The following is a 19,274-nucleotide window of genomic DNA, read 5'->3' as shown; positions in this document are numbered from 1 at the left end:
ACGCCAGCGGCTCACATACCCGATGACACCTGCGTCCCTGCCTACCGAGTGCCAGTTTCCATGTGCTCATTTGCACGTTGTGATCGACGACGCACCGATTTGGGCTTCCCCCACAAAATGCAGCACCGGCATAGGCTTTGCCCCTGTGGTTGTCCCGTCACACTTGCTGCGTCATTTCATCTCTCCGGCGTTTCACGCCTCCCCCCTTTCAACAACGGAACCAAGTCCATGCGTCTGCTCGTCATGCTCGCTTTCACCGCTCTCTGGATCACCACCGGATTGGCCCAATCGCCCAGTACCGAACCGGAAACCAAGGCTGCATCCGACGAAACGGTTCCGAAGGAAACCAGTGAACGTTCCCTCGACTTTTGGATGCAGAAAAAGCTGGACTACTCCACCGGAATTCTGCGTGGGCTGTCGATGGGCGACTTCGACCAGATCGAAGCCAATGCGAACCACATGCGTTTGCTGAACAAGGTCGAAGGCTTCGCTCGCAGTCGCAATCCCGACTACCGCAATCATGTCCGAACGTTTGAGCGAGTCACCAACGAGGTGATTCATCAAGCCAAGAAGAAAAACATTGACGGAGTCACGCTGGCATTCCACCAATTGACCACCAGCTGCGTGCGCTGCCATCAATCTCTTCGCGAAGCGGAATGATCCGGAGACGCGTGTCGAGTGCTTTCACCCGGGAAGCACTTTCACACATCGACGTTCCCCGGCAGGTCGTGCCGGTTTGGTTGGCGAACGCGTCTTTGTTCGTCAGACCTGCTTGAACCGCCAGGCACTTTTCGGCAAATCGATGTCCGGGTTGGCTTTCGCCAACGCCGCATAAAGTTTCGCTCGATTGTAGTGATGGTTTTGCGTGATCCGTATCTGCTCGCCAGACTTCATGTGCATCCTGATCGAGCTGAAGTTGGAATTTTTCTGATGAGTCTGCTTGATCTGAACAATCTCACTCACCGGCACAGAAAACGACCCATTTGCTGACAGAGGATCGACCACTTCAAAGCGGTCCGCATTCACGGCCATCCGAAACGTTCCGTTGCGGATCCAAAATAAAAGGGCGGCGAACAGCAGACCGAGCTCCACCAACGGCACAACGATTTTCACCCAGTCGAACAACTGGTCCTTCGCCTCGGAGGGTTCGATGAACTGGTGAGCCGCCCAAGCCATCACCAGCAGCACCCCAATGTTGATCATCAGAGTTCTGGCGGTTTGCCGGTGCTTTCTCTGGTAAAGATAAAGTTCTCTCATGTTCGCATCGGGCGGAGAAGGGAATGAAGACTCAAACAAGCTCAGTCGCGGTTTCTTGGGGTTCTTTGGCTGAATCTGGCGACTCAAACAACGTCAACAACGCGCCGATCAGAAAACAAACCGCGCCCTGCAACGTCCACGCAGTTGAAACTGTGATCGCACGCTCGCTGAGACCACTTGGAAGCACGAAGGCGAAGCAGGCAGAGATCATGAACCCAACGCAGCCTAACAAATTGATCCAAACGATCCACCACGTCAGGCTACGCGGCTGAAACGCCCAGTGGGCGTGACAGGTTTCGATAAAAGCCAGGTAGCCCGATGCCAAGAATAAAACAGACCCCACCCAGTCAGGCGCCCACACGACCAAGTCTTGCTGCAACCAGTTCAGCGACGGGGACATCGCGTCCAACGTGTTGAAGTTGAACAACACGGTCCCGACAAATTGCAAGGCACAGCTCAACCAGCCGATGTCCCGCGGGTACCAGCCGAACCCGATCAGTCGATCCCGTCCAAGCGGGGCCAGGCGGGCACTGGCGCTGGCGGCCTGAAACAACTGCAACCCTGCTGCTGTTGTGAATGGAATCGAACCGGCGAAGTAAATCGCGTTGAGATGCTCTCCCACGACGGAGCCTTCCACCATCCATGGGAATAAGCTGCCACAACTCGCGACCACAAAGCACGCTGCCCCGATTGCAAAGACCGTCCCAATCCAAGCGTTCAAATGTTCCGCCGAGAAGATCCCTGCGACACGTGAAAGCGCACGCGGAACCGTTCCCTTGCGATGCTGCCGAGAATTCCAAACCTGCCGTGTTCCTTCGATCAGACGAACACGTCGCGACACAAACGGCCATGCCCCCGAGGCTTCGACCGCCGACTGCGGTTCCACCGGATTGTCGTTGGTCAAGGGCATGGGGTCTCCATTGGATTCGTTTCAGAACGCAGCACAGTTCGAATGCCGACCGAAGCCGGTCGGCAGGAGTCTTTCAGCATTTGGGATTTTTTTGGGTAGCGTCGTTGCTCCCACGTACAACCGGGGCTAACGCCCAAACGGCTGACTTCGTTGCACCCGATCATTCCTGCCGCCCTGCTTAGTGGGAGAATCCCGAGGCTTCGGCGGCTGTCATCGTGGTATGAACCGGATGCTTTTCGAAGTGCTCGATGACGCGTTTCATGTCTTCGACCAAGATCGAACTCAGGTCACGACTGACACCGTGCCGAACCAGAATTCGCTGGATTACCAGGTCTTCTCGGTTGGCTGGGAGCGCGTAGGCGGGAACCTGCCAGCCTCTCGTTCGCAACCGGTCTGCAAAATCGTACAGCGTGAACCCTGGATCTTCTCCCGCTTTCATCTTCCAGCACATCGCTGGAATACCGGAAGCCATGTCCCCATCGTAGATGACCTCGAACGGCCCGAGTTTCGCGATTTCTTCGGCCAGGTACTTCGCCGTGTCATAGCAAGCAGTGTGAGTGCGTCGATAACCTTCCCGTCCAAGTCGCAGGAAGTTGTAGTATTGGCAAACGACTTGACCGCCCGGCCGGGAGAAATTGAGCGCGATGTCACGCATGTTTCCACCCAAGTAGTTCACCCAAAAGATTTCTTCTTCAGGTAAATCGGCTTCTTCTCGCCAGATCACCCATCCCACTCCCAACGGCGACAAACCGAATTTGTGTCCCGAGGTGTTGATTGACTTCACTCGCGGGAGTCGAAAATCCCAGACCAAATCCGGAGCGCAGAAGGGGGCCAAGAATCCGCCACTGGCTCCATCGACGTGCATGCGAATGTCGATGCCCGTTTCTTCTTCGAATCGATCCAGTGCCTCTGCCACTGCTTGGACAGGTTCGTACTGGCATGTGAACGTCACCCCCAGAGTCGGCACCACACCGATGGTGTTCTCATCGCAGCGTTGGATGACTTCTTCCGGCGTCATGATCAGCCGCCCCTCCTCCATCGGGATCTCGCGCAGTTCGATGTCCCAGTAGCGAGCGAATTTGTGCCAGCAGACTTGGACGGGACCGGTCACCAGATTAGGGCGATCGATCGGCTTGCCCGCCTCCTTGCGACGTTTTTCCCAGGCTCGCTTCATTGCCATTCCGCCCAGCATCGCGGCTTCGCTGGAACCCGTCGTGGAGCATCCGATCGTGTTCGCTGACTCAGGGGAATTCCACAAATCCGCCAGCATGTGGACGCAGCGAGCTTCGATCTCGGCTGTCTGAGGGTACTCGTCCTTGTCGACCATGTTTTTGTCCATGCAGTCGTCCATCAACTGCCGCACTTCAGGTTCTGCAAAGGTCTGGCAGAACGTTGCCAAGTTCTGACGGGAGTTCCCGTCCAGCATCAACTCGTCATGAACGGCAGAGTAGATGTGCTGCGCCGCCTGCTCTTGCTGCGGGAATTTGAACTTGGGCATCGTCGTGGACAGATCCGACGAGGCATAGATTTCGTCGTCGATGAATTCGCGAATGTCATCTTTGCTGTGCAGAGGCATGGTGCTTCCCTTCGGGTTGGCCGGAAAGCACGCGGCGAGGTGGCGTGGCGATACGGCGGAGCTTGCGGTCACGTGTCGTGAGCGGAGGTTATAGCGGACCACCGCATATCGCGTGGAGCCGACCTCGGCAAGTGGATGCCTGGTCCGAGTGCGTTGCACTGCCAAGAGAAGCACCGCCAAGAAGCACGCCCGGGAGCCCGGCAAGACGCCCGGCAATCACCTGCCCAAAGAAGGGTCATGCAAAAAAGAAAACTGCCAACACTCATTGCCCCTTTGAGTGTTGGCAGCGATGGTTTGCGACCAGCAAAGCGAATGATCGCCCGCCGGAATACAAACCATGATTCACTGGCGTGAAGTTGGAAACAAGGTGAACATCTGCATCAGGTTTCAGAAGGTTGAGTTTTTCCGTTTGCCAAGGCGTTCTTGATCACACCTACAATGGCCAGTAGCGCGCCACCCCCGACGCCTCCCGATGCCACGCTTCCGAGAATGGCCGATAAATCCATCGCTCCACTCGGTCCTGCTGTCATCCCGAGCATGCCGAGCAGTTGACCACCAAGTCCGCCGCCGATGATTCCGGCAATTGAATTCCCAAGGATTCCAAGATCGAGCTTCTTGACCAGTTTCGCGGCTGCATTGCCACCGCCTGCACCGGTGATGAGTTGGATAAGAAGAGGAAGGTATTCCATGGGATGGGCTCAATCAGAAGAAGAGAAGAACGTCGAGACAATCAAAGACGCGTTCCTCCGCAACCGAACCCGCAGTTCCCGCTCGATATGCGCCCCAGTGAGATCAAACACCGTCGATCATGAATTGGGGATCTGAGCTGGTCGGCAGGAGTCTTTCGGCATTTGACCTGCAATGGCAAACGCTAGTGTTCCCGCGTACAACCGGGGCGAATGCTGGGCTGCGAAATGTTTGGGGTTGCCGATCTGATCGCGGATGCAATTTTTCTTCCCGGCTTCTGACTTACTCCATCGCGGTAGGGATTTCAGATGGTAGCCGGGGGTTGCTGCGTAAGCAGGTACGCAGGTGTCATCGGATATGTGAGCCGCTGGCGTTAGCCACGGTTTTCACGCACAACCGGGGCGAACGCCCAAACGGCTCACATGGTTGTACCCGAAGATTCCTGCCCACCTGCAAAGGACCTTTTCGTTGGGAGACGTCCTGGCCAATGGAGACCGGTTCGTGCGATCCGCCGATGTGTCACTGCATGAACGAGTCCAGCAACGAGTAGGACATGGTTGTTTGCGATTCCGCGACTGGTGTCGGATTCAACTTCGCTGGCAACTGTCCCGCTTTGAGAATTTGCACCATGGAGTCGACTTCGGACTGTGTGAAATTGCCCGTGATTCGAGCCTCTCGTTGGATGGTCGATAGAATGTTGGGGGCAGTGAGAAGCTGATCATCCAGAATGACACCAAGTTGCGTGCGACGGTTGCCAACCGGCGAGTTGGACGTGGTCAATGCCGCCATTCTCTTGCTCCCCGCATCCGTGAAGACAAAAGCCACTGCCGGCATACCAGTCTCGTCAAACGTTGCACCAGCGAACGACAAGTCTTGACCACCGACCGCCTGCGAACGGTCCACGACCGCCAAGACGTCAATGGACTCGATGCCTTGACTGGCGATCCATTGCGCAATCTTGCCTTCGCTGTCTTGCCCCAAAATCTGCTCGGGCAATGAAATGACTTCGCCGGTGCGGGAGTTCCGCACGAAGGGCGAGTTCAATTCCACCTTCAGCGGAGCGATTTGATCGCTCGGCGTCACTTCAGCTTCCACGCCAACGGTGACCCATCGTCCAACAACGTCTCCATTTTGATCCTGCACGTCCCGCTGGGGTGTTGGAGCATTGGTGGTTTGCTGGACAAGTTCAAAGACTGACGCGTGCCGAGTTGGATTGGCGATCGGAAGGAATCGCAGCACGCCCGCGGACACCAGCAAGTCCTTCGCAATCTTGATTTGGGTTGGATCACGGGTCGGCAAAATGATCTCGATTTGCTCATCATCAACGGCATTGACCTCCAGTCCGATGCCAAACAACTCGCCCATGCGACGTCGCAGCGGGACTTCCATTTGTTCGCTCGTTACAAACTCGGGCTGTGAGTCGGAACGCTGGATCGAGTACACCAGTTGGGTCGCCGGCACGGTGCGTTGCAGCGACAACAGGGACGTGACACCAGCCACCAACGCAACCAAGAAAAACACGCCCACTGCGATCAAAATGCCCAGCAGCCAGCGGGCAGATCCGTCATTGGATTCCAGTTGTTCCTGGGTAGCCCTGCTATATTGATTCATGGGGTGGTCGATCAGAGATGGATTGCACAAGGGAATGAGTGAGGTGACGCGGCGACTGCACGGTCCCTCCAGCGAGAATCATCTTTTCAGCCGGACGCGAACGGAAGCCTGTCCGATTTGTTTGCTCTTTTTGACTTCGAACAGATCGATTGCTTCAAACATGTCACTGAGTTTCTTAAATCCGTAGGTGCGATGGTTGAAAGGACCTTGGTTCGAGATATGAGCTCCGACCGGACCGAGTGCCGCCCATCCGTCGTCATCGGCGGCTTCCTTCACTGCAATTCGAAGCGTGTTGATGAGCTTGGTGTTCTTTTTCAACGACGAAACCGAGCTTTCCCTCCTCTCATTCTGCGGTGTTTTCCCATTGTCATCTTCGTCCAAGTAGATGAAATGGCTACACGCCTGGACGAAAGGTTCCGGCGAGTTCTGCCGCCCGAATCCGATGACCTGCTTGCCATCTTCTCGCAAGCGGCGGACGAGCGGCGTGAAGTCACAGTCTGACGAGACCAAACCAAACGTCTGGACCTGTTTGGTGTACAGGATGTCCATCGCATCGATCAGCAACGTCATGTCGGTAGCGTTCTTGCCCTTGATCAGATCAAAGCACTGCGTCGGTGCAATCGCGTATTCATGCAGCACCTTGACCCAACCTTCCAACCCTCGCTTGGTCCAATTCCCGTAGGCCTTTCGAATGTTGACCACGCCGTAGGTGGCAAGTTCTGAAATGACGAAGTCGATTTTTGCGGCGGGCGCGTTGTCAGCATCAATCAGCAGAGCGATGCTGTCGTGGGGGCTTGGTTCAGGCATGAATGTCGATGGCTCCGGTGGAATGGTGGCGCAGGCAGTGACGCACCATGAGAATGGTGCGTCCAATCAAAGGAACGAGAGCCTTCGCGGTGGATCCCGCGAAGGAAGAGAAAGCATGGTGCAATCAGGAGGAAGAAGCCAGTTGACGAACCACGCCAATGCATTTTTACTTCGACACACGTCCATTGTAACGAGACGGATCGCAGCCAGGCATCCCAAGCCATTCAGACGCCGCCAACCAAGGCAACGGGCAGCAAACGAAACGAACAGAGGAGCGTGCGATCAGCGACAATCAGGGCTCTCCAATCTGCGTCGATGGAACAATCATCGTCGGCATCGACTCGCCAAGTAGGCCGGATCAAGGAACAAGGTGACGCCGCTCCGGCATCCCCCTGTCAACTGCCGGAACAGCGTTTCGCTTGGTCCGGCCGACATGGCAACATGGGTTCGACGCCGATCAAGCCTGCCCCCTTGGTTCTTCCATGAGGTGGATGGGGAAACACAGGCTGGAAGCCAAGGCCACGGCAGCCAAACGCCAGCGGGACCTTCGGTTGCCTGGGACGGGTCGTGCGTCGGCACTGGGTTAGGCTGGGCTGTCAAAAGGTTGGTATTGACACCGCTTTGGACTGCGCAGGTTTTGTTCCTCGACTTCGCCCCAACGGGGCAGCCCTATGCCAGCCCAGGGCAACGCCCTGGGTTGTGGCTGCCCCGTTGGGGCGTAGGACAGAATAAAAATCAACGTCGCATTTTCCGTGTCAATACCAACCTTTTGACAGCCCAGCGTTAGGCCTCTTCCGTCCCACGCTTCCCAAACAGCTTTTGATCCAGCGAGATTTCGCCGGGGCCTGTGATGAAGATCACGGCGTAGATTGCGAGGTAGACCGCGGCCAGTTCTTTGGCCTTCCACGGATCACTGCCGTGAACCAAGAACAAGGCGACGAACATTGTGAACGCGAGGCCCAGAACCGCGACGCGTGTTCCCAGGCCGAGGATCAAGAGGATGGAACACCCGACTTCGGTTGCGATGGCGCACACGAGGCTCAGTTGATGTCCCATGCCGAGCGGGTCGGGGAATCCTTCCGAGATCGTTGAAAAACCCATGACCTTTTGCAGGCCGTGAACCATCATGAAGCAACCAAACGCAACGCGGAGGGCGAGCAAACCATAGGAAACCTGTTTGGGCGAACCAAGGAAGAATTGTTGTTTCATTGTTGTGCGTGGGGATCGTGGTGAGTTCTCGGTTGATGAACAATTGCATTTGAAATCGCCCTTCCACGCGTATTTCCGCCACGTGTTTCTGGTTCGGGTCGAGGCGAACTGGTTCGGACTTCGTCCTCGCGGCGCTCCTTGGGAGCCTGGGGTAAGTTTGGCAGTGCCGGCATCCGGTTTGGCTTATCATTGCGTTCGCTTTGGTGGGATGTTTGGCGGTGAGTCGGGTTTCCCTCTTTCTCCTTTTCCTCTCGTTTACTCTGCAAGACCGTGATGAAGCTTCTTTCTGGTGCTCGTTTGACTGGCGTGGTCGCGTTCTTTGGCCTCGCAACACTCCTCGTGGGGACGGTTCATGGCGAATCCGTTCCATCGGGGTTGCTTGGTGATTGGTCGCTGGACCTGTCCACAGCCGAACCGGCTTGGATGAGAGTGGAAGAGCAGGCTGGCAATCCGGTTGTGTCATTGCGGATTTATGTGGGCTCGGCGGGGCCATACCGCGATGTCGAAGTGAGCGACGGACGCGTTCAGTTTGAGATTGTCAAGAAGTCGAAAGGCAAACGCGTGAGCACGACCCGTGTGAGCGTCGGGTTGGTGAACGGCGAGTTGGATGGTGCGATGGTGAGAACACGTGCCAATCGGGAACCAGAACGTGTGACCTTCACGGGGACGAAGATCTCTGCCATGCCTGCGGACCGTCCGGATCTTTCCAAGGTTCGGTTTGGGCAACCGATCAGCTTGTTCAATGGAAAGGACATGACTGGTTGGACCACTCATGAGCCGGACAAAAAGAATGGTTGGTCGGTGGTCGATGGCGTGCTGCAGAACAACACGCCGAAGACCGATTTCAGTGCGACCGGTGACCATGCCAATTTGAAAACAGAAGCATCGTTTGAGGACTTTTGGCTGCACCTTGAATTTCTCGTTGGGTCACAACGCAACAGCGGGGTCTACTTGCGAGGCATGTACGAGGCTCAAGTGGTGGACCGTGACAGCCGGATGCAAGGCATCCAAGGTGTGGGAGCGATCTTCGGCGAGATCCCACCTTCGAAGAACGCGGGGCGAGCAGGAGGCGAGTGGCAAACGTACGACATCACGTTGGTGGACCGTCACGTGACCGTGGTGCTCAACGGCGAGAAGGTCATCGACAACCAACCGATTTCGCGACCGACCGCGGGTGCGATCCACACAAACCCGGATGAGCCCGGTCCAATTTACTTGCAGGGCGACCACACCAATGTGTCGTATCGTAATCTTTACTTGGCTCCGGTGGTTCAGCCGTGAGTGATGAATCATCAACATGGAGTTGGTGGATCATCGCAGGCAATGCTTGGTTCCGGTAAAACAACGGCACTCCGTTTCCAACCACCTTCATGCCTCATCCATCAAACACAACCATGCTTTCTTTTCAAATGATCTTCCGGGTGGGTTGCTTTGCAATTTGTCTCGCTGGAATGGCGGTCGCCCAAACGCCGAAGGAGCCCGTCTCGCCGGAACCAACCGAATCCGGGATTTCTTATGGGGATCATCGCAAGCAGACGTTGATGTTTTGGAAACCGACAGTTGCCACGGACGGTCCGTCGCCGTGCGTCTTTTACATTCATGGAGGAGGTTGGCGTGGCGGATCGCAGACGGATGCGAACTTGATGGGAATGTTGCCGCAGTTGTTGGAATCGGGGATCACTGTCGTTTCCGTTCAGTATCGGTACATCCAAGACGCTTTGGCGGGGCATGTCACACCGCCGGTCAAGGCACCGATGTCGGATTGTGCTCGTGCATTGCAGTTTGCTCGTTATCATTCGAAGCGATTTGGAATTGATCCGGATCGAATGATCGCGGTGGGGGGATCCGCTGGTGCGTGCACCTCGCTTTGGCTGGCATTGCACGACGACCTGAAGGATCCAAGCAGTGATGATCCGATTGCACGCCAGTCCACGCGTTTGATGGGTGCCGCGGTGATTCGTCCTCAAACCACGCTCGATCCCAAGCAAATGCGGGAGTGGACGCCGAACAGTTGGTATGGCGGGCATGCGTTCGGGCGGTTCGCGAAAACGGGGGACAAAAAGCCCGCTCAATTCGCGAGGTTTCTGGCGGCAAGAGAAGAGATTCTTCCGTGGATCAAGGCGTACTCGCCGATCGAGCATGTTTCGTCCGATGATCCGCCGATCTACATGTACTACAGCGACGTGCCGAAGATCGGGAAGAAACAAGGCGACCCGACGCACACCTCCAACTTTGGTATCAAGTTGCAGGAGCGATTGGAGGCAGCTGGCGTGGAGTGTGAACTGTTCTACAAGGGAGCCGACGTGCCTCATGCTTCGGTCGCAGCTTATCTGCTGGATCGCTTGGCGACCCAAGAAGACTGAGATTGCAAGAACGATTTGCGGCGAACAAGCAGGCGATCGCAACTTTGTTCTATCGGCTTGCGATGAGAATGGGAGCAGAACCAGATCGTGACTCATGGGGTGTCATGCCTTAGAGTCATGGTCTCTCGTTTATCACCTCCGTCGCAGACGTCTTCGATGATTTTATCTACTGTTCGTCGCCGTTTCTCCAAGCTCATTGCTCTGGCCCCCTGGGGGCTGGCAAGCCTCGTATGGCTGGGGAGCGTTCCATCCGGGGTGGCTCAAACGGTCCAGGTTGAGACGAGCGAACAGGTCTCGGATTCGGGGGCGATCCCAACCTATGAACTGGCGGAAAGCATCGACTGGCCGACATTTCTCGACGCCTGTGATTTGCGTCGCGACACCATGCCGCGTGCTTGGGACGAAGCGCCGTTCACTGGCAACGGGGAACAGGGCACGCTGGTTTATCAGCTCGACAACCAAACGATTCGGTTTGACGTGGGGTGCTCGGCCGCGCACGACCATCGGCCTTGGCAAGAGGACGATCTGTCCGAAAAACACGTCGAGGTGCTCAATCGCGGGCGACACTTCATCGGGCACTTGGAACTTCGGTTGCCCGCCGATATCACCAGCGGCACGACTCGGATTGAGTTGTGGAACGCTCAAGCGACCGGGACGATTCGCTCGGAGAACGGCATCGTGACATGGACCGCCATCACCCATGCGACCGAACCCGTGATTCATTGTGAATTGCAGGCAGATGGCGCACTGACGGATGCCGAATTCGTTTACGTGGCTCGACCACCAAAGAACCCGCGAGCCGTTCGAGGCAAATCGGAACGTGCTGAGCCACATCCGGATCCGGTGATCTCAAAGACGGATGATGGGATCGAGCTGGTGGTCCAAAACCTGATTGCGGGCGGCCAGACAGCGGTGGCCTGGACCACTCGACGTGAGGCCGGCCGGACGCGGTTGTGGTTGAGCGTTCAGCATTCTTTCCCCGATGGGAACGCATCGGAACGTGTGGTCGACGCCGTGCGGACCGCCGTTGCGGCTGATCACGAAAGCTGGATCAACCAGCACCGAACGTGGTGGCACAACTATTACCCACAAAGCTTTCTCAGCACGGGATCCGAGTTTTGGAATTCCTTTTACTGGATTCAGCAATACAAGTTGGCCTGTGCCACCCGTGACAAGGGATGGATCATCGACAACCAAGGACCATGGTTGCAACCGACCGCTTGGAATGCGACATGGTGGAACTTGAACGCCCAACTCTCACACGAGGGAGGCTACACGGCGAACCGTCGAGGCACCGTGTCAGCGCTTCGGCAAAAGTTGCATGAAAACCAAGAGCATCTGATTCAAAACGTGGCGGAGCCATATCGTCATGACTCGGCGGGATTGGGGCGGACCTCCTCCGGCTGGGATTTGGTGGGGCATGTTGGACAGCCCGGCGGACGTCCCAAGATGGATCCCAGGATTGGTGCTGAGTGTGCCAATTTATTGTGGGCGTTGCACAACGTTGATTTGGAATACCGTTATTGGTGCGACGAATCGATCCGCGATCAAACGTTGTTCCCGTTGCTGAAGCGAGCCGTCAACTATTACCGGCATTTTTTGACACGTGATGAGAACGGCGTCTGGCACCTTCCCAAGACCTACAGCCCTGAGTACCGATTGGCGGAGGACTGCACTTACGACTTGGATTTCTTGCGTTGGGGCAGTCAACGTTTGTTGGAACTTGCCGAAGAGAAAGGTCTGTCGGAAGACCAGGAACCGTTGTTGCCTGTTTGGCGTGACCTAGCGGACAACTTGGTCCAGGTGCAGACCAACGAAACCGGCCGAGCGATTGGACGCGACGTGTGGCTGACCGGAGGGCATCGTCACTGGTCGCATTTGATGGCGATCTATCCGCTGCGGACCATCACACCTGAATCAGAAGAGGACCGAGAACTGATCGAACGCAGTCTTCAGCACTGGCGTTCGTTTGGTCGAGGCATCGCAGGGTATTCCTACACGGCGAGTTCCTGCATGGCATCGCTGCTCGGTGACGGCGACTCCGCACTGGAATTCTTGGAACAACTGCGGCCTTATCTCCGGCCCAACACGTTCTATTCGGAGATTGGTTTGCCGGTGATGGAAACTCCGCTACACGGAGCGACTGCGATTCAAGAGATGATGCTGCAGAGTCATCATGGCCGGCTGGCGATCTTTCCTGCGGTTCCATCGGCTTGGCCCAGCGTTCAGTTCGGGCACCTGCGAGGCGAAGGAGGCTACCTGGTCAGCGGACGCATGGAAGACGGCAAGTGTCGCTGGGTCTTGATCGAATCCACACAGGGTGGAAGCGTTGACATTGCCCTGCCGGAAGGCACCTATCAGTGGTGCAAGAACGAGCTGCCAGCGAAGGAGTTCTCTGCCGACAAGCTTTCCAAGGCAAACACGATGAAGTTGGAATCGGCCAAGGGTGACCGATACCTGTTTTGGCCCGTCGGGGAACCACTTCCAGAATTGAGATGATTCTGAGATCGACGAAACAAAAGCACGCATGACGCCGGCAGCGTGCTGCCGGCGTCATGCAATGCGATGGGTCTACATCGGCGGATCTGCTGGCGGGTCCATGTCCGCGTTGGCAGCTTCCGGGTTGTTGTCCAGGTACTCCTGGATTTGGTCCGGATCAGCGGAAGGACCGGACTCTGATTCACCGCAACCGAGGGTGGTTGCGATGACCGCGAGGAAGGTCAGAGCGAAAGCGTTTTTGAGATTGAATCGCATGGGATCAAAATTCTCCTGAGATGATTTCTTTGGAACTGCGAGTGCCGAGTGCACCCCACAAACCGTAAGGGCTTTCCGCCCCGGGGACGGATTCGGGATCGTTGTGCTGGGCGTGTGCACCGACTTGTCCGCGGTTTGCGTTGCCCGCATCGATCGAGTCGGTGATGAATTTGACAGCACCGTCACCCATCAAAACATGGCATCCACCTTGGTGACGACTACCCATGGGGCAGGTCGCGATGGAAACGATGTTGGTGTTGTTGATGCACAACGGCGAGTTGGGCGTCAGGATCGTGAAGACCTGTTGGCTGACAGGACTGCCGTAGGCCCACTTCATGCCGCGAGTTTGTTCGCTGCTACCGACCTTGGGTGCGGAGCTGAGCCAAAACTGAGGGCGTTCTGGATCAATGAACTGTTCGCAAGAAGTGTTTCCGCCAATGTTGAGCAGGTTGACCGCAGCATCGACCGAATGGGTTCGTGTGTCGTTGTCACCCAGGTCAGTCACGATTTCACCAAACGCAATGGTGTTCGAGAGACCATCCAAGATGTCGCGAAAAGCACTCTTTTGTTGGTTGCGAAAGAAACCACGCTGTGAGGCGCGGACACGAGACTGGTAAGACGAGTTCGTAGTCGCAACGCCGTTGGTTCGGTTGCGATAGCCGCCCCAGGTCGTGTCGGTGGAATCACCGAGGCTGGGACCGTAGTTGGTTCGTCCCTGCCCGGGCAGTCCAACGCCGGGATCGCTGGGGCAACGAAGCATCGGAAGGCTGGTCATCCAAGGGCCATAAAAGCCGCCCGCCGCGTTGGTTGCCGAGTTGAGTGGACGTCCTGGCCAAGGTCCCATCGGTGCGTAGATGTTACCGACCCCAGTGGTGCCTTCGGTCACCTGATACGGGTTGCTGATTTGCTCCCACAAAGCTTGTTGCTCGAAGAAGGGGGCCAGACCCACTAAGCAAGAAAGATCCAAACGGTTGTTTCCCGTTGCGGCCGACCAAGCATTGGTTCCCGTGCCGTGGGTTCCGCCCTGATGTTCGGGAAGTTGCTTGTAAGCCGAATGGTAGTTGTGCATCGCCAAGCCGATTTGCTTGAAGTTGTTGCTGCAACTCATTCGACGTGCTGCTTCCCGAGCAGCTTGGACGGCGGGCAAGAGAAGCCCAACAAGAACACCAATGATGGCGATGACAACCAACAGTTCTACCAAGGTGAAACCATGGGGGATCTTCCGAGACGCAGTTCGCATCACAACTCCAATCGATTCAAGACAAGACAAGACAAGACAAGACAAGACAAGACAAGACAAGACAAGACAAGACAAGACAAGACAAGACAAGACAAGACAAGACAAGACAAGACAAGACAAGACAAGACAAGACAAGAAAACAGTGGCAGCGTAGTGATCGAGGACAAGAATGCCCCGAGAGATTGCGACGCCATGGAAGAGATATGCGACAAGCCATCCAGTCAATGGAGACCACGCCCCCAAACCACCGCCTCCAATCAACAGTTACGCACCCTTGAGTTCAACAAGCGGCATCCCCATGATGCTGGAGCACTCAACTGTCCTTCTCACTGACCCGAGCGCAACAGCGAACCTTTAAGCAGCCTGAATGGAACGATCTGCCCCGCTGAGGTTTCCAATCCCATTTCATCCAGGTGATATCTGAACATTCCTTTGGTGGGGACGCTCGTAGCTCTCGCGGCATCATCCATGAACGAGAGTCCGAGACAGGCCCTCCGCTTCGACGTCGAGGAGCCATCTGTTCCACGACCGTTAGCAGCGATCTTTTCTCTAACTATTTTTCTTCTTCGCCCTGGCCGCTCACTCTGAAACCGCCCCAAGGCCCCCTCAACAGGTTGGCAGGAGTCTTCCGGCATTCGAACCGTTTGGGCAGGCGTGGTTGCTTCCACGTTCAACCGGGCCAAACGCTGGACTGCGAAAGTTTTGCGTTGCGAAGCACTGTGGTTGCGCACCGTTTCATCCCTCCCGGGATGAAGAGAGACAGAAGCCGGAAGAACAATGGCATCCGCGATCAGAGCGCCAGCACCCAACTTTTCGCAGTCCAGGCGAACACCCGAACGGCTCACCTGGTTCTGCTCGATCATTCCGGCCGACCTGCTTGGTCCACCGATCCCGCGACCCACTTGCATGGAAACGCGACCGAAGGGCTGTCGGTCGAGGGCCAAAGGAGTGATTCCCGCCACCTGATTTGGTCTTCCGCTCCGAGCTGTCCAGGATGGTCCATGAAACAGGCGAGTTTCAGGCGGCGAGGTTGCGTTGATGACCTAAGTTTTGGTATCGCGAATGGTTCCCGATCGAGGTGACATTGTGGCTAAACCTGACGAAACCAAAACACAAGACGCGATTCCGCCGAGCAGCCGGTCCAAGACCACGGTCGCCTCGCTGGCGTTCGTGACGATGTTCACGATGGTCGGCTTCGCCTACATGTTTTCCATTTTGGCGGGCGGACGAGAGATCGATGCCCCTCAAACGCTGAACCTGGCATCTGCCCAATACGTCGCTGGAAACATCGTCGTGGCTGGCGATCTGGCAGCACGTGCCAAATTGAACGAAAAGAACGAAGCCGAAAGGAAGTTGTATCCCATGCAGCAATTTCTGATCGGAGCGGGAACCTATGCGCGAGCCAACCAAGCGGTTTCGCTTCGGGATCGCCACGAACAAATGGAGAAGGCACTGCCCTATTTGCAGCGAGCCTATTCGCTGGGCTTCCCTGAAGGCCGAGACGCCGAAGGTCACCAAATGCTAGGTGGAACCCTGAACGCCATCGGGCGCCATGAACAGGCTGCCAGTCATCTGAAGCAGGCCGTCGACATTGACCTGACCTTGCGAGGGGAACTGCTCCCCTTGCTGGCCCGTTCGCTGGCCTCTTCCATCTCAGCCAAACCCGACGAAGCCTTGCGAACGATTGTCGCTCACCTGAATGAATCCGGGCTGGACAATCGCCGTCGAAGCGAAGCTGAGATCCTCAGGATTGAACTTCTCAATCAACTGAGACGACACGACGACGCACTTCCCGTGATCGCTCGCGTGGAAGAGGACATCGCAGAAGACCTCTCATTGCAAAAGCCGTGGGCAATGCAATTGCAGGATCAACTGAGTCTGCAACGTGGGTTGGCTCGAGTCGGCCGGATCATCGACACACTCCCCAGTTCCATCTCCGCGAAAATCATTGCGGGCATTCCAATTGTGGCTGATCGAGAGCTGCCGGAAGAGTCTCAGGCGGAGCTCAAGGACGTGATTCGCGTGCTAGACCAACTGCAACGCGAAGCGGATCCCAAGGTCGCTGGCAGCGCACGACTGTTGGTGGCACAATCCTACTTGCTGCTCAATGACCCAGATCTCGCACTCGCGCGACTCACTCAAACTCGGCAACAACGCCCCTTCGATGCTCGCGGCCTGGAAGGTGGCATCTCAGAGATGGAATTGCTGGCCAGCCGCGCAATGGGCGATGATGTGGTGCAGACCGCTCGCTACCTGGTGCGGGAAATTGGACAGAGCCAATACCTGGACTTCCCTGAGATAGCGCGTGAAAGCGTCACCCAGCGAATCATCGATGCGATCGCGATGCTGAGAGGTGCAGGGCAATTTTCACCCGCGGCCGACACTGCAACGGCCACCGCTCCGGTGCTCGGATTGGCCAGCTCATTCAGTCAAGCAGGAATGGCCTACCGTGACTGGGGCGAAGCCACCCTGGAAGCCGGCATGGGACCGGGCGGAGAACTTTCTCGAGAGGCATCGGAACTGGCTCGCGAACGTTTTCGCAGTGCGGGCGACGCCTACGCCGCGGCGGCAAAGGAACAATTTGACACGGACGAATACGTCTCCACCTTGTGGCTGGCAATCGAGTCCTATCAGAGAGGACGGCACTTTTCACGCAGTGCCGCACTGCTCGAGGACTACTTGCGATACGAAGACCGTGGGCGAATCCCACGCGCGCTGGTCGCCCACGGACGTGCCTTGCTGGCCGACGGAAACCCCAAGGCCGCGATCGAATCACTGCAGACCTGCATCATCGAATACGAACGCGATCCGATGCGGTACGACGCTCGACTGCTGGCCGCTCAAGCTGCGGCGGACCTGGGTGACCGACAGCGAGCGAGAGAATGGCTGGAAGCGAATCTCAACGACGGGCAACTGACACCACAAAGCCCCGCCTGGCGAGATTCCTTGCTGACACTGGGGGAAATGCTGTTCGCGGAAGGCCTGTCACAAACACTGAAAGCTCGCGAACTGACACGGGACAAACGCATCGAAGCGCTGCGAGAGTCTCGCCCCACGCTGGAACTGGCGATGCGGCGACTGGACGAAGCGGTCCAACGATACTGGCCTGAACCGCGAACTCAAACGGCCGCCTACTCACTCGCCCGCGGGCATTTGCTCGCGACCGAACTTCCGGAGATTGAACTGACGTCAACGGAGCTGCAAGACACAGCCAGGCGGGGGCTGAGCCAAAAGGCGAACTCACGCCGACAAGCAGCGCTCGACCAGTTTGCGATGCTGGCGAACTACCTCCAGAACCAGCAGCGAGACAGTGACCTGAGCGACAAGCAACGAGCCCTGCTTCGTAATTCATTGATTGGCCAAGCAGACACACTGCGAGACATGAATCGGTTCGCCGAGGCAGCGGACGCCTACCGCGACATGGCAATCCGATACATGAACGAACCAGCTTCGCTGGAAGCCTTTCTGGGGCAGTCACAAATGATGCGAAAGATCGGGCGTGTTCGCGAAGCGGACCTGCTGATTCGCCAAGCGGACGTGGTTCTCAGCCGAATTGGCGCCCAGTGGGACAATGAGTTCGACAAAGTCACGCGTTACGACCGAGCGGGCTGGGAACGCTACCTGGCGTGGATGGTTGAACGACTGGACCAGGGCGCTCAGCTGACCAATCAAACAGCCCCCTGAAAGTCACCTTGACGCACCGAGCCAGGCGGATTGTGATGAGACCGGCACACACGAAATCTTTCATCGATTTCGAAGCGGGGGAACTCCCGCTCGACGATCGATTCACCAAGGGAATGGGACGAAGACATGGAAGCCACCATCGATCGCCGGTTTGCATTGCTGGAACTGCTGCTGGAACTGACCGTTCAGCAGGAAGCCGCCATCTCAGAAGGCCACATGAATGAGCTGATGCGTGTGTTGAGCCAGAAGCAGCGGGCGGTGGAGCAACTCGTGCAGGCGTCCGAGCAACTCAAGAATGTACGAACGGAACGCGGCGACTCGCATCCTGTGTCAGACGAACACCGCCAACGAAACACGAAGTGCGATGAAATGCACCGTGAATTGATGGCGCGTGAGCAGGCCAGCGAACAAATGCTGAGCGAAAATCGAGACGAGGTTGCGTCTCAACTGCAGCAAAACGAAGGTGCCAAACGAGCAGCCAAGGGTTACGACCAAACGAATCGCGGGGCGTCGTCAGGGGGAAGCACTCTGGACCTGTCGCAGTAGTTTGGAAGCTGAGTTCTCTTGAAAACCCGACGCGTGAGCGAGGCCCATGCGGCATGCCCGACGCCGGCCCCGTCCGGGGCGAGACTCGCTGTCGAGCGATGCCGTGGTTCGCGTCCCCGTCATCGCCGCCCGGGTTGTTAAATTTGCAATTTACAACTTCACTCTTTCCATCGATCCCCCGTCGCGTTGCTCGCCACCTGTCGCCGCTCCGCGGCTCGTCGAGGAAGGGGGTGACGCCCGAGACCTCGGGTTGAAACCCGAGGCTGGCAACTGTCACCGCTCGGCGGTTGTTCAATCATCCGGACTCACTCAACCAGTCGCGGATCGACGGAAGCCGAAAGCCTTGGGTTTTCAACCCAAGGTCACGGGCCTGTGACATACGACTCCCAAGTCGCGGGGCGATGACAGTTGCTTGCCGCGCTATCGTCGAACGCCCGCCCGGTTCGTGTCCCCGTCATCGCCGCCCGGGTTTTTAAATTTGCAATTTACAACTTCACTTTTTCAATCGATCCCCCGTCGCGTCGCTCGCCACCTGTCGCCGCTGCTATGTAGGTTTTTTCGTCAAGGGTGAATTTTGGATCTCGCTGGGAGATTCCGATCTGCATCGCAAGCTGCTATTCGATCGTGACA

Annotated in this window: 15 protein-coding genes; 6 read left to right on the top strand and 9 right to left on the bottom strand. The window is 56.8% G+C overall.

Translation table 11 applies throughout. The features are described from left to right. Window positions 1-228 precede the first annotated feature (228 nt). Complete coding sequence (locus tag RISK_RS10995; protein WP_047814356.1) at window positions 229-660, top strand: hypothetical protein; 432 nt, start codon at window positions 229-231, stop codon at window positions 658-660. A 102-nt stretch (window positions 661-762) separates the two neighbouring features. Here RISK_RS10995 and RISK_RS10990 read toward each other — a convergent pair whose 3' ends face one another. From RISK_RS10990 to RISK_RS10960, 7 genes are all read right to left on the bottom strand, one after another. Continuing rightward, on the bottom strand, window positions 763-1,188 hold the full coding sequence (locus RISK_RS10990) for a hypothetical protein (protein WP_236696211.1): 426 nt from the start codon (window positions 1,186-1,188) through the stop codon (window positions 763-765). Between the two features lie 100 nt (window positions 1,189-1,288). Further along, on the bottom strand, window positions 1,289-2,167 hold the full coding sequence (locus RISK_RS10985) for a hypothetical protein (RefSeq protein WP_047814354.1): 879 nt from the start codon (window positions 2,165-2,167) through the stop codon (window positions 1,289-1,291). A gap of 178 nt (window positions 2,168-2,345) precedes the next feature. Beyond that, window positions 2,346-3,743, bottom strand: coding sequence for a glutamate decarboxylase (locus tag RISK_RS10980; RefSeq protein ID WP_047814353.1), 1,398 nt, complete (start codon window positions 3,741-3,743; stop codon window positions 2,346-2,348). Window positions 3,744-4,123: 380 nt separating this feature from the next. Continuing rightward, window positions 4,124-4,432, bottom strand: coding sequence for a hypothetical protein (locus RISK_RS10975; RefSeq protein WP_047814352.1), 309 nt, complete (start codon window positions 4,430-4,432; stop codon window positions 4,124-4,126). 517 nt (window positions 4,433-4,949) lie between these two features. Beyond that, window positions 4,950-6,041 (bottom strand): SecDF P1 head subdomain-containing protein, encoded by a 1,092-nt coding sequence (locus RISK_RS10970; protein WP_047814351.1) that lies wholly within the window; start codon window positions 6,039-6,041, stop codon window positions 4,950-4,952. A 78-nt stretch (window positions 6,042-6,119) separates the two neighbouring features. Beyond that, window positions 6,120-6,848 carry an NYN domain-containing protein gene (locus tag RISK_RS10965; protein ID WP_047814350.1) on the bottom strand — a complete coding sequence of 243 codons (729 nt, stop codon included), beginning with the start codon at window positions 6,846-6,848 and terminating at the stop codon, window positions 6,120-6,122. A gap of 783 nt (window positions 6,849-7,631) precedes the next feature. After that, window positions 7,632-8,057: a DoxX family protein gene (locus RISK_RS10960; protein WP_047814349.1), complete on the bottom strand. Its 426-nt coding sequence runs from the start codon at window positions 8,055-8,057 to the stop codon at window positions 7,632-7,634. Between the two features lie 273 nt (window positions 8,058-8,330). Here RISK_RS10960 and RISK_RS10950 point away from each other — a divergent pair, with 273 nt between their 5' ends. The 3 genes from RISK_RS10950 (at window position 8,331) to RISK_RS10940 (ending at window position 12,919) form a co-directional block, all read left to right on the top strand. Beyond that, on the top strand, window positions 8,331-9,338 hold the full coding sequence (locus RISK_RS10950) for a 3-keto-disaccharide hydrolase (protein WP_047814347.1): 1,008 nt from the start codon (window positions 8,331-8,333) through the stop codon (window positions 9,336-9,338). A 113-nt stretch (window positions 9,339-9,451) separates the two neighbouring features. Next, window positions 9,452-10,420 (top strand): alpha/beta hydrolase, encoded by a 969-nt coding sequence (locus tag RISK_RS10945; protein WP_047814384.1) that lies wholly within the window; start codon window positions 9,452-9,454, stop codon window positions 10,418-10,420. A gap of 156 nt (window positions 10,421-10,576) precedes the next feature. Beyond that, complete coding sequence (locus RISK_RS10940; protein WP_236696210.1) at window positions 10,577-12,919, top strand: glycosyl hydrolase family 95 catalytic domain-containing protein; 2,343 nt, start codon at window positions 10,577-10,579, stop codon at window positions 12,917-12,919. Between the two features lie 72 nt (window positions 12,920-12,991). On the opposite strand, the gene RISK_RS10935 is transcribed toward RISK_RS10940, so the two are convergent. Together RISK_RS10935 and RISK_RS10930 are read right to left on the bottom strand one after the other, a co-directional pair. Next, window positions 12,992-13,174 (bottom strand): hypothetical protein, encoded by a 183-nt coding sequence (locus RISK_RS10935; protein WP_047814345.1) that lies wholly within the window; start codon window positions 13,172-13,174, stop codon window positions 12,992-12,994. 4 nt (window positions 13,175-13,178) lie between these two features. Then, window positions 13,179-14,414 (bottom strand): DUF1559 domain-containing protein, encoded by a 1,236-nt coding sequence (locus RISK_RS10930; RefSeq protein WP_047814344.1) that lies wholly within the window; start codon window positions 14,412-14,414, stop codon window positions 13,179-13,181. 1,086 nt (window positions 14,415-15,500) lie between these two features. Here RISK_RS10930 and RISK_RS10920 point away from each other — a divergent pair. Together RISK_RS10920 and flgN are read left to right on the top strand one after the other, a co-directional pair. After that, on the top strand, window positions 15,501-18,098 hold the full coding sequence (locus RISK_RS10920) for a tetratricopeptide repeat protein (protein WP_047814383.1): 2,598 nt from the start codon (window positions 15,501-15,503) through the stop codon (window positions 18,096-18,098). Between the two features lie 126 nt (window positions 18,099-18,224). Beyond that, window positions 18,225-18,644, top strand: a complete 420-nt coding sequence (flgN, locus tag RISK_RS10915; RefSeq protein WP_102017563.1) for a flagellar export chaperone FlgN — start codon at window positions 18,225-18,227, stop codon at window positions 18,642-18,644. Window positions 18,645-19,274 lie beyond the last annotated feature (630 nt).

The sequence above is a fragment of the Rhodopirellula islandica genome, from assembly GCF_001027925.1.
GTDB classification, from domain to species: domain Bacteria; phylum Planctomycetota; class Planctomycetia; order Pirellulales; family Pirellulaceae; genus Rhodopirellula; species Rhodopirellula islandica.
The sequence above is the reverse complement of the archived record's forward strand: the minus strand, read 5'-3'. Positions and strand labels throughout refer to the sequence as shown.

What these genes read in the sequence shown, in the direction of transcription:
- RISK_RS10995 (WP_047814356.1), top strand. Translation starts at nt 229, where the DNA reads ATGCGTCTGCTCGTCATGCTCGCTTTCACCGCTCTCTGGATCACCACC.
- RISK_RS10985 (WP_047814354.1), bottom strand. Translation starts at nt 2,167, where the DNA reads ATGCCCTTGACCAACGACAATCCGGTGGAACCGCAGTCGGCGGTCGAA.
- RISK_RS10980 (WP_047814353.1), bottom strand. Translation starts at nt 3,743, where the DNA reads ATGCCTCTGCACAGCAAAGATGACATTCGCGAATTCATCGACGACGAA.
- RISK_RS10975 (WP_047814352.1), bottom strand. Translation starts at nt 4,432, where the DNA reads ATGGAATACCTTCCTCTTCTTATCCAACTCATCACCGGTGCAGGCGGT.
- RISK_RS10970 (WP_047814351.1), bottom strand. Translation starts at nt 6,041, where the DNA reads ATGAATCAATATAGCAGGGCTACCCAGGAACAACTGGAATCCAATGAC.
- RISK_RS10965 (WP_047814350.1), bottom strand. Translation starts at nt 6,848, where the DNA reads ATGCCTGAACCAAGCCCCCACGACAGCATCGCTCTGCTGATTGATGCT.
- RISK_RS10960 (WP_047814349.1), bottom strand. Translation starts at nt 8,057, where the DNA reads ATGAAACAACAATTCTTCCTTGGTTCGCCCAAACAGGTTTCCTATGGT.
- RISK_RS10950 (WP_047814347.1), top strand. Translation starts at nt 8,331, where the DNA reads ATGAAGCTTCTTTCTGGTGCTCGTTTGACTGGCGTGGTCGCGTTCTTT.
- RISK_RS10945 (WP_047814384.1), top strand. Translation starts at nt 9,452, where the DNA reads ATGCTTTCTTTTCAAATGATCTTCCGGGTGGGTTGCTTTGCAATTTGT.
- RISK_RS10940 (WP_236696210.1), top strand. Translation starts at nt 10,577, where the DNA reads ATGATTTTATCTACTGTTCGTCGCCGTTTCTCCAAGCTCATTGCTCTG.
- RISK_RS10935 (WP_047814345.1), bottom strand. Translation starts at nt 13,174, where the DNA reads ATGCGATTCAATCTCAAAAACGCTTTCGCTCTGACCTTCCTCGCGGTC.
- RISK_RS10930 (WP_047814344.1), bottom strand. Translation starts at nt 14,414, where the DNA reads ATGCGAACTGCGTCTCGGAAGATCCCCCATGGTTTCACCTTGGTAGAA.
- flgN (WP_102017563.1), top strand. Translation starts at nt 18,225, where the DNA reads ATGGAAGCCACCATCGATCGCCGGTTTGCATTGCTGGAACTGCTGCTG.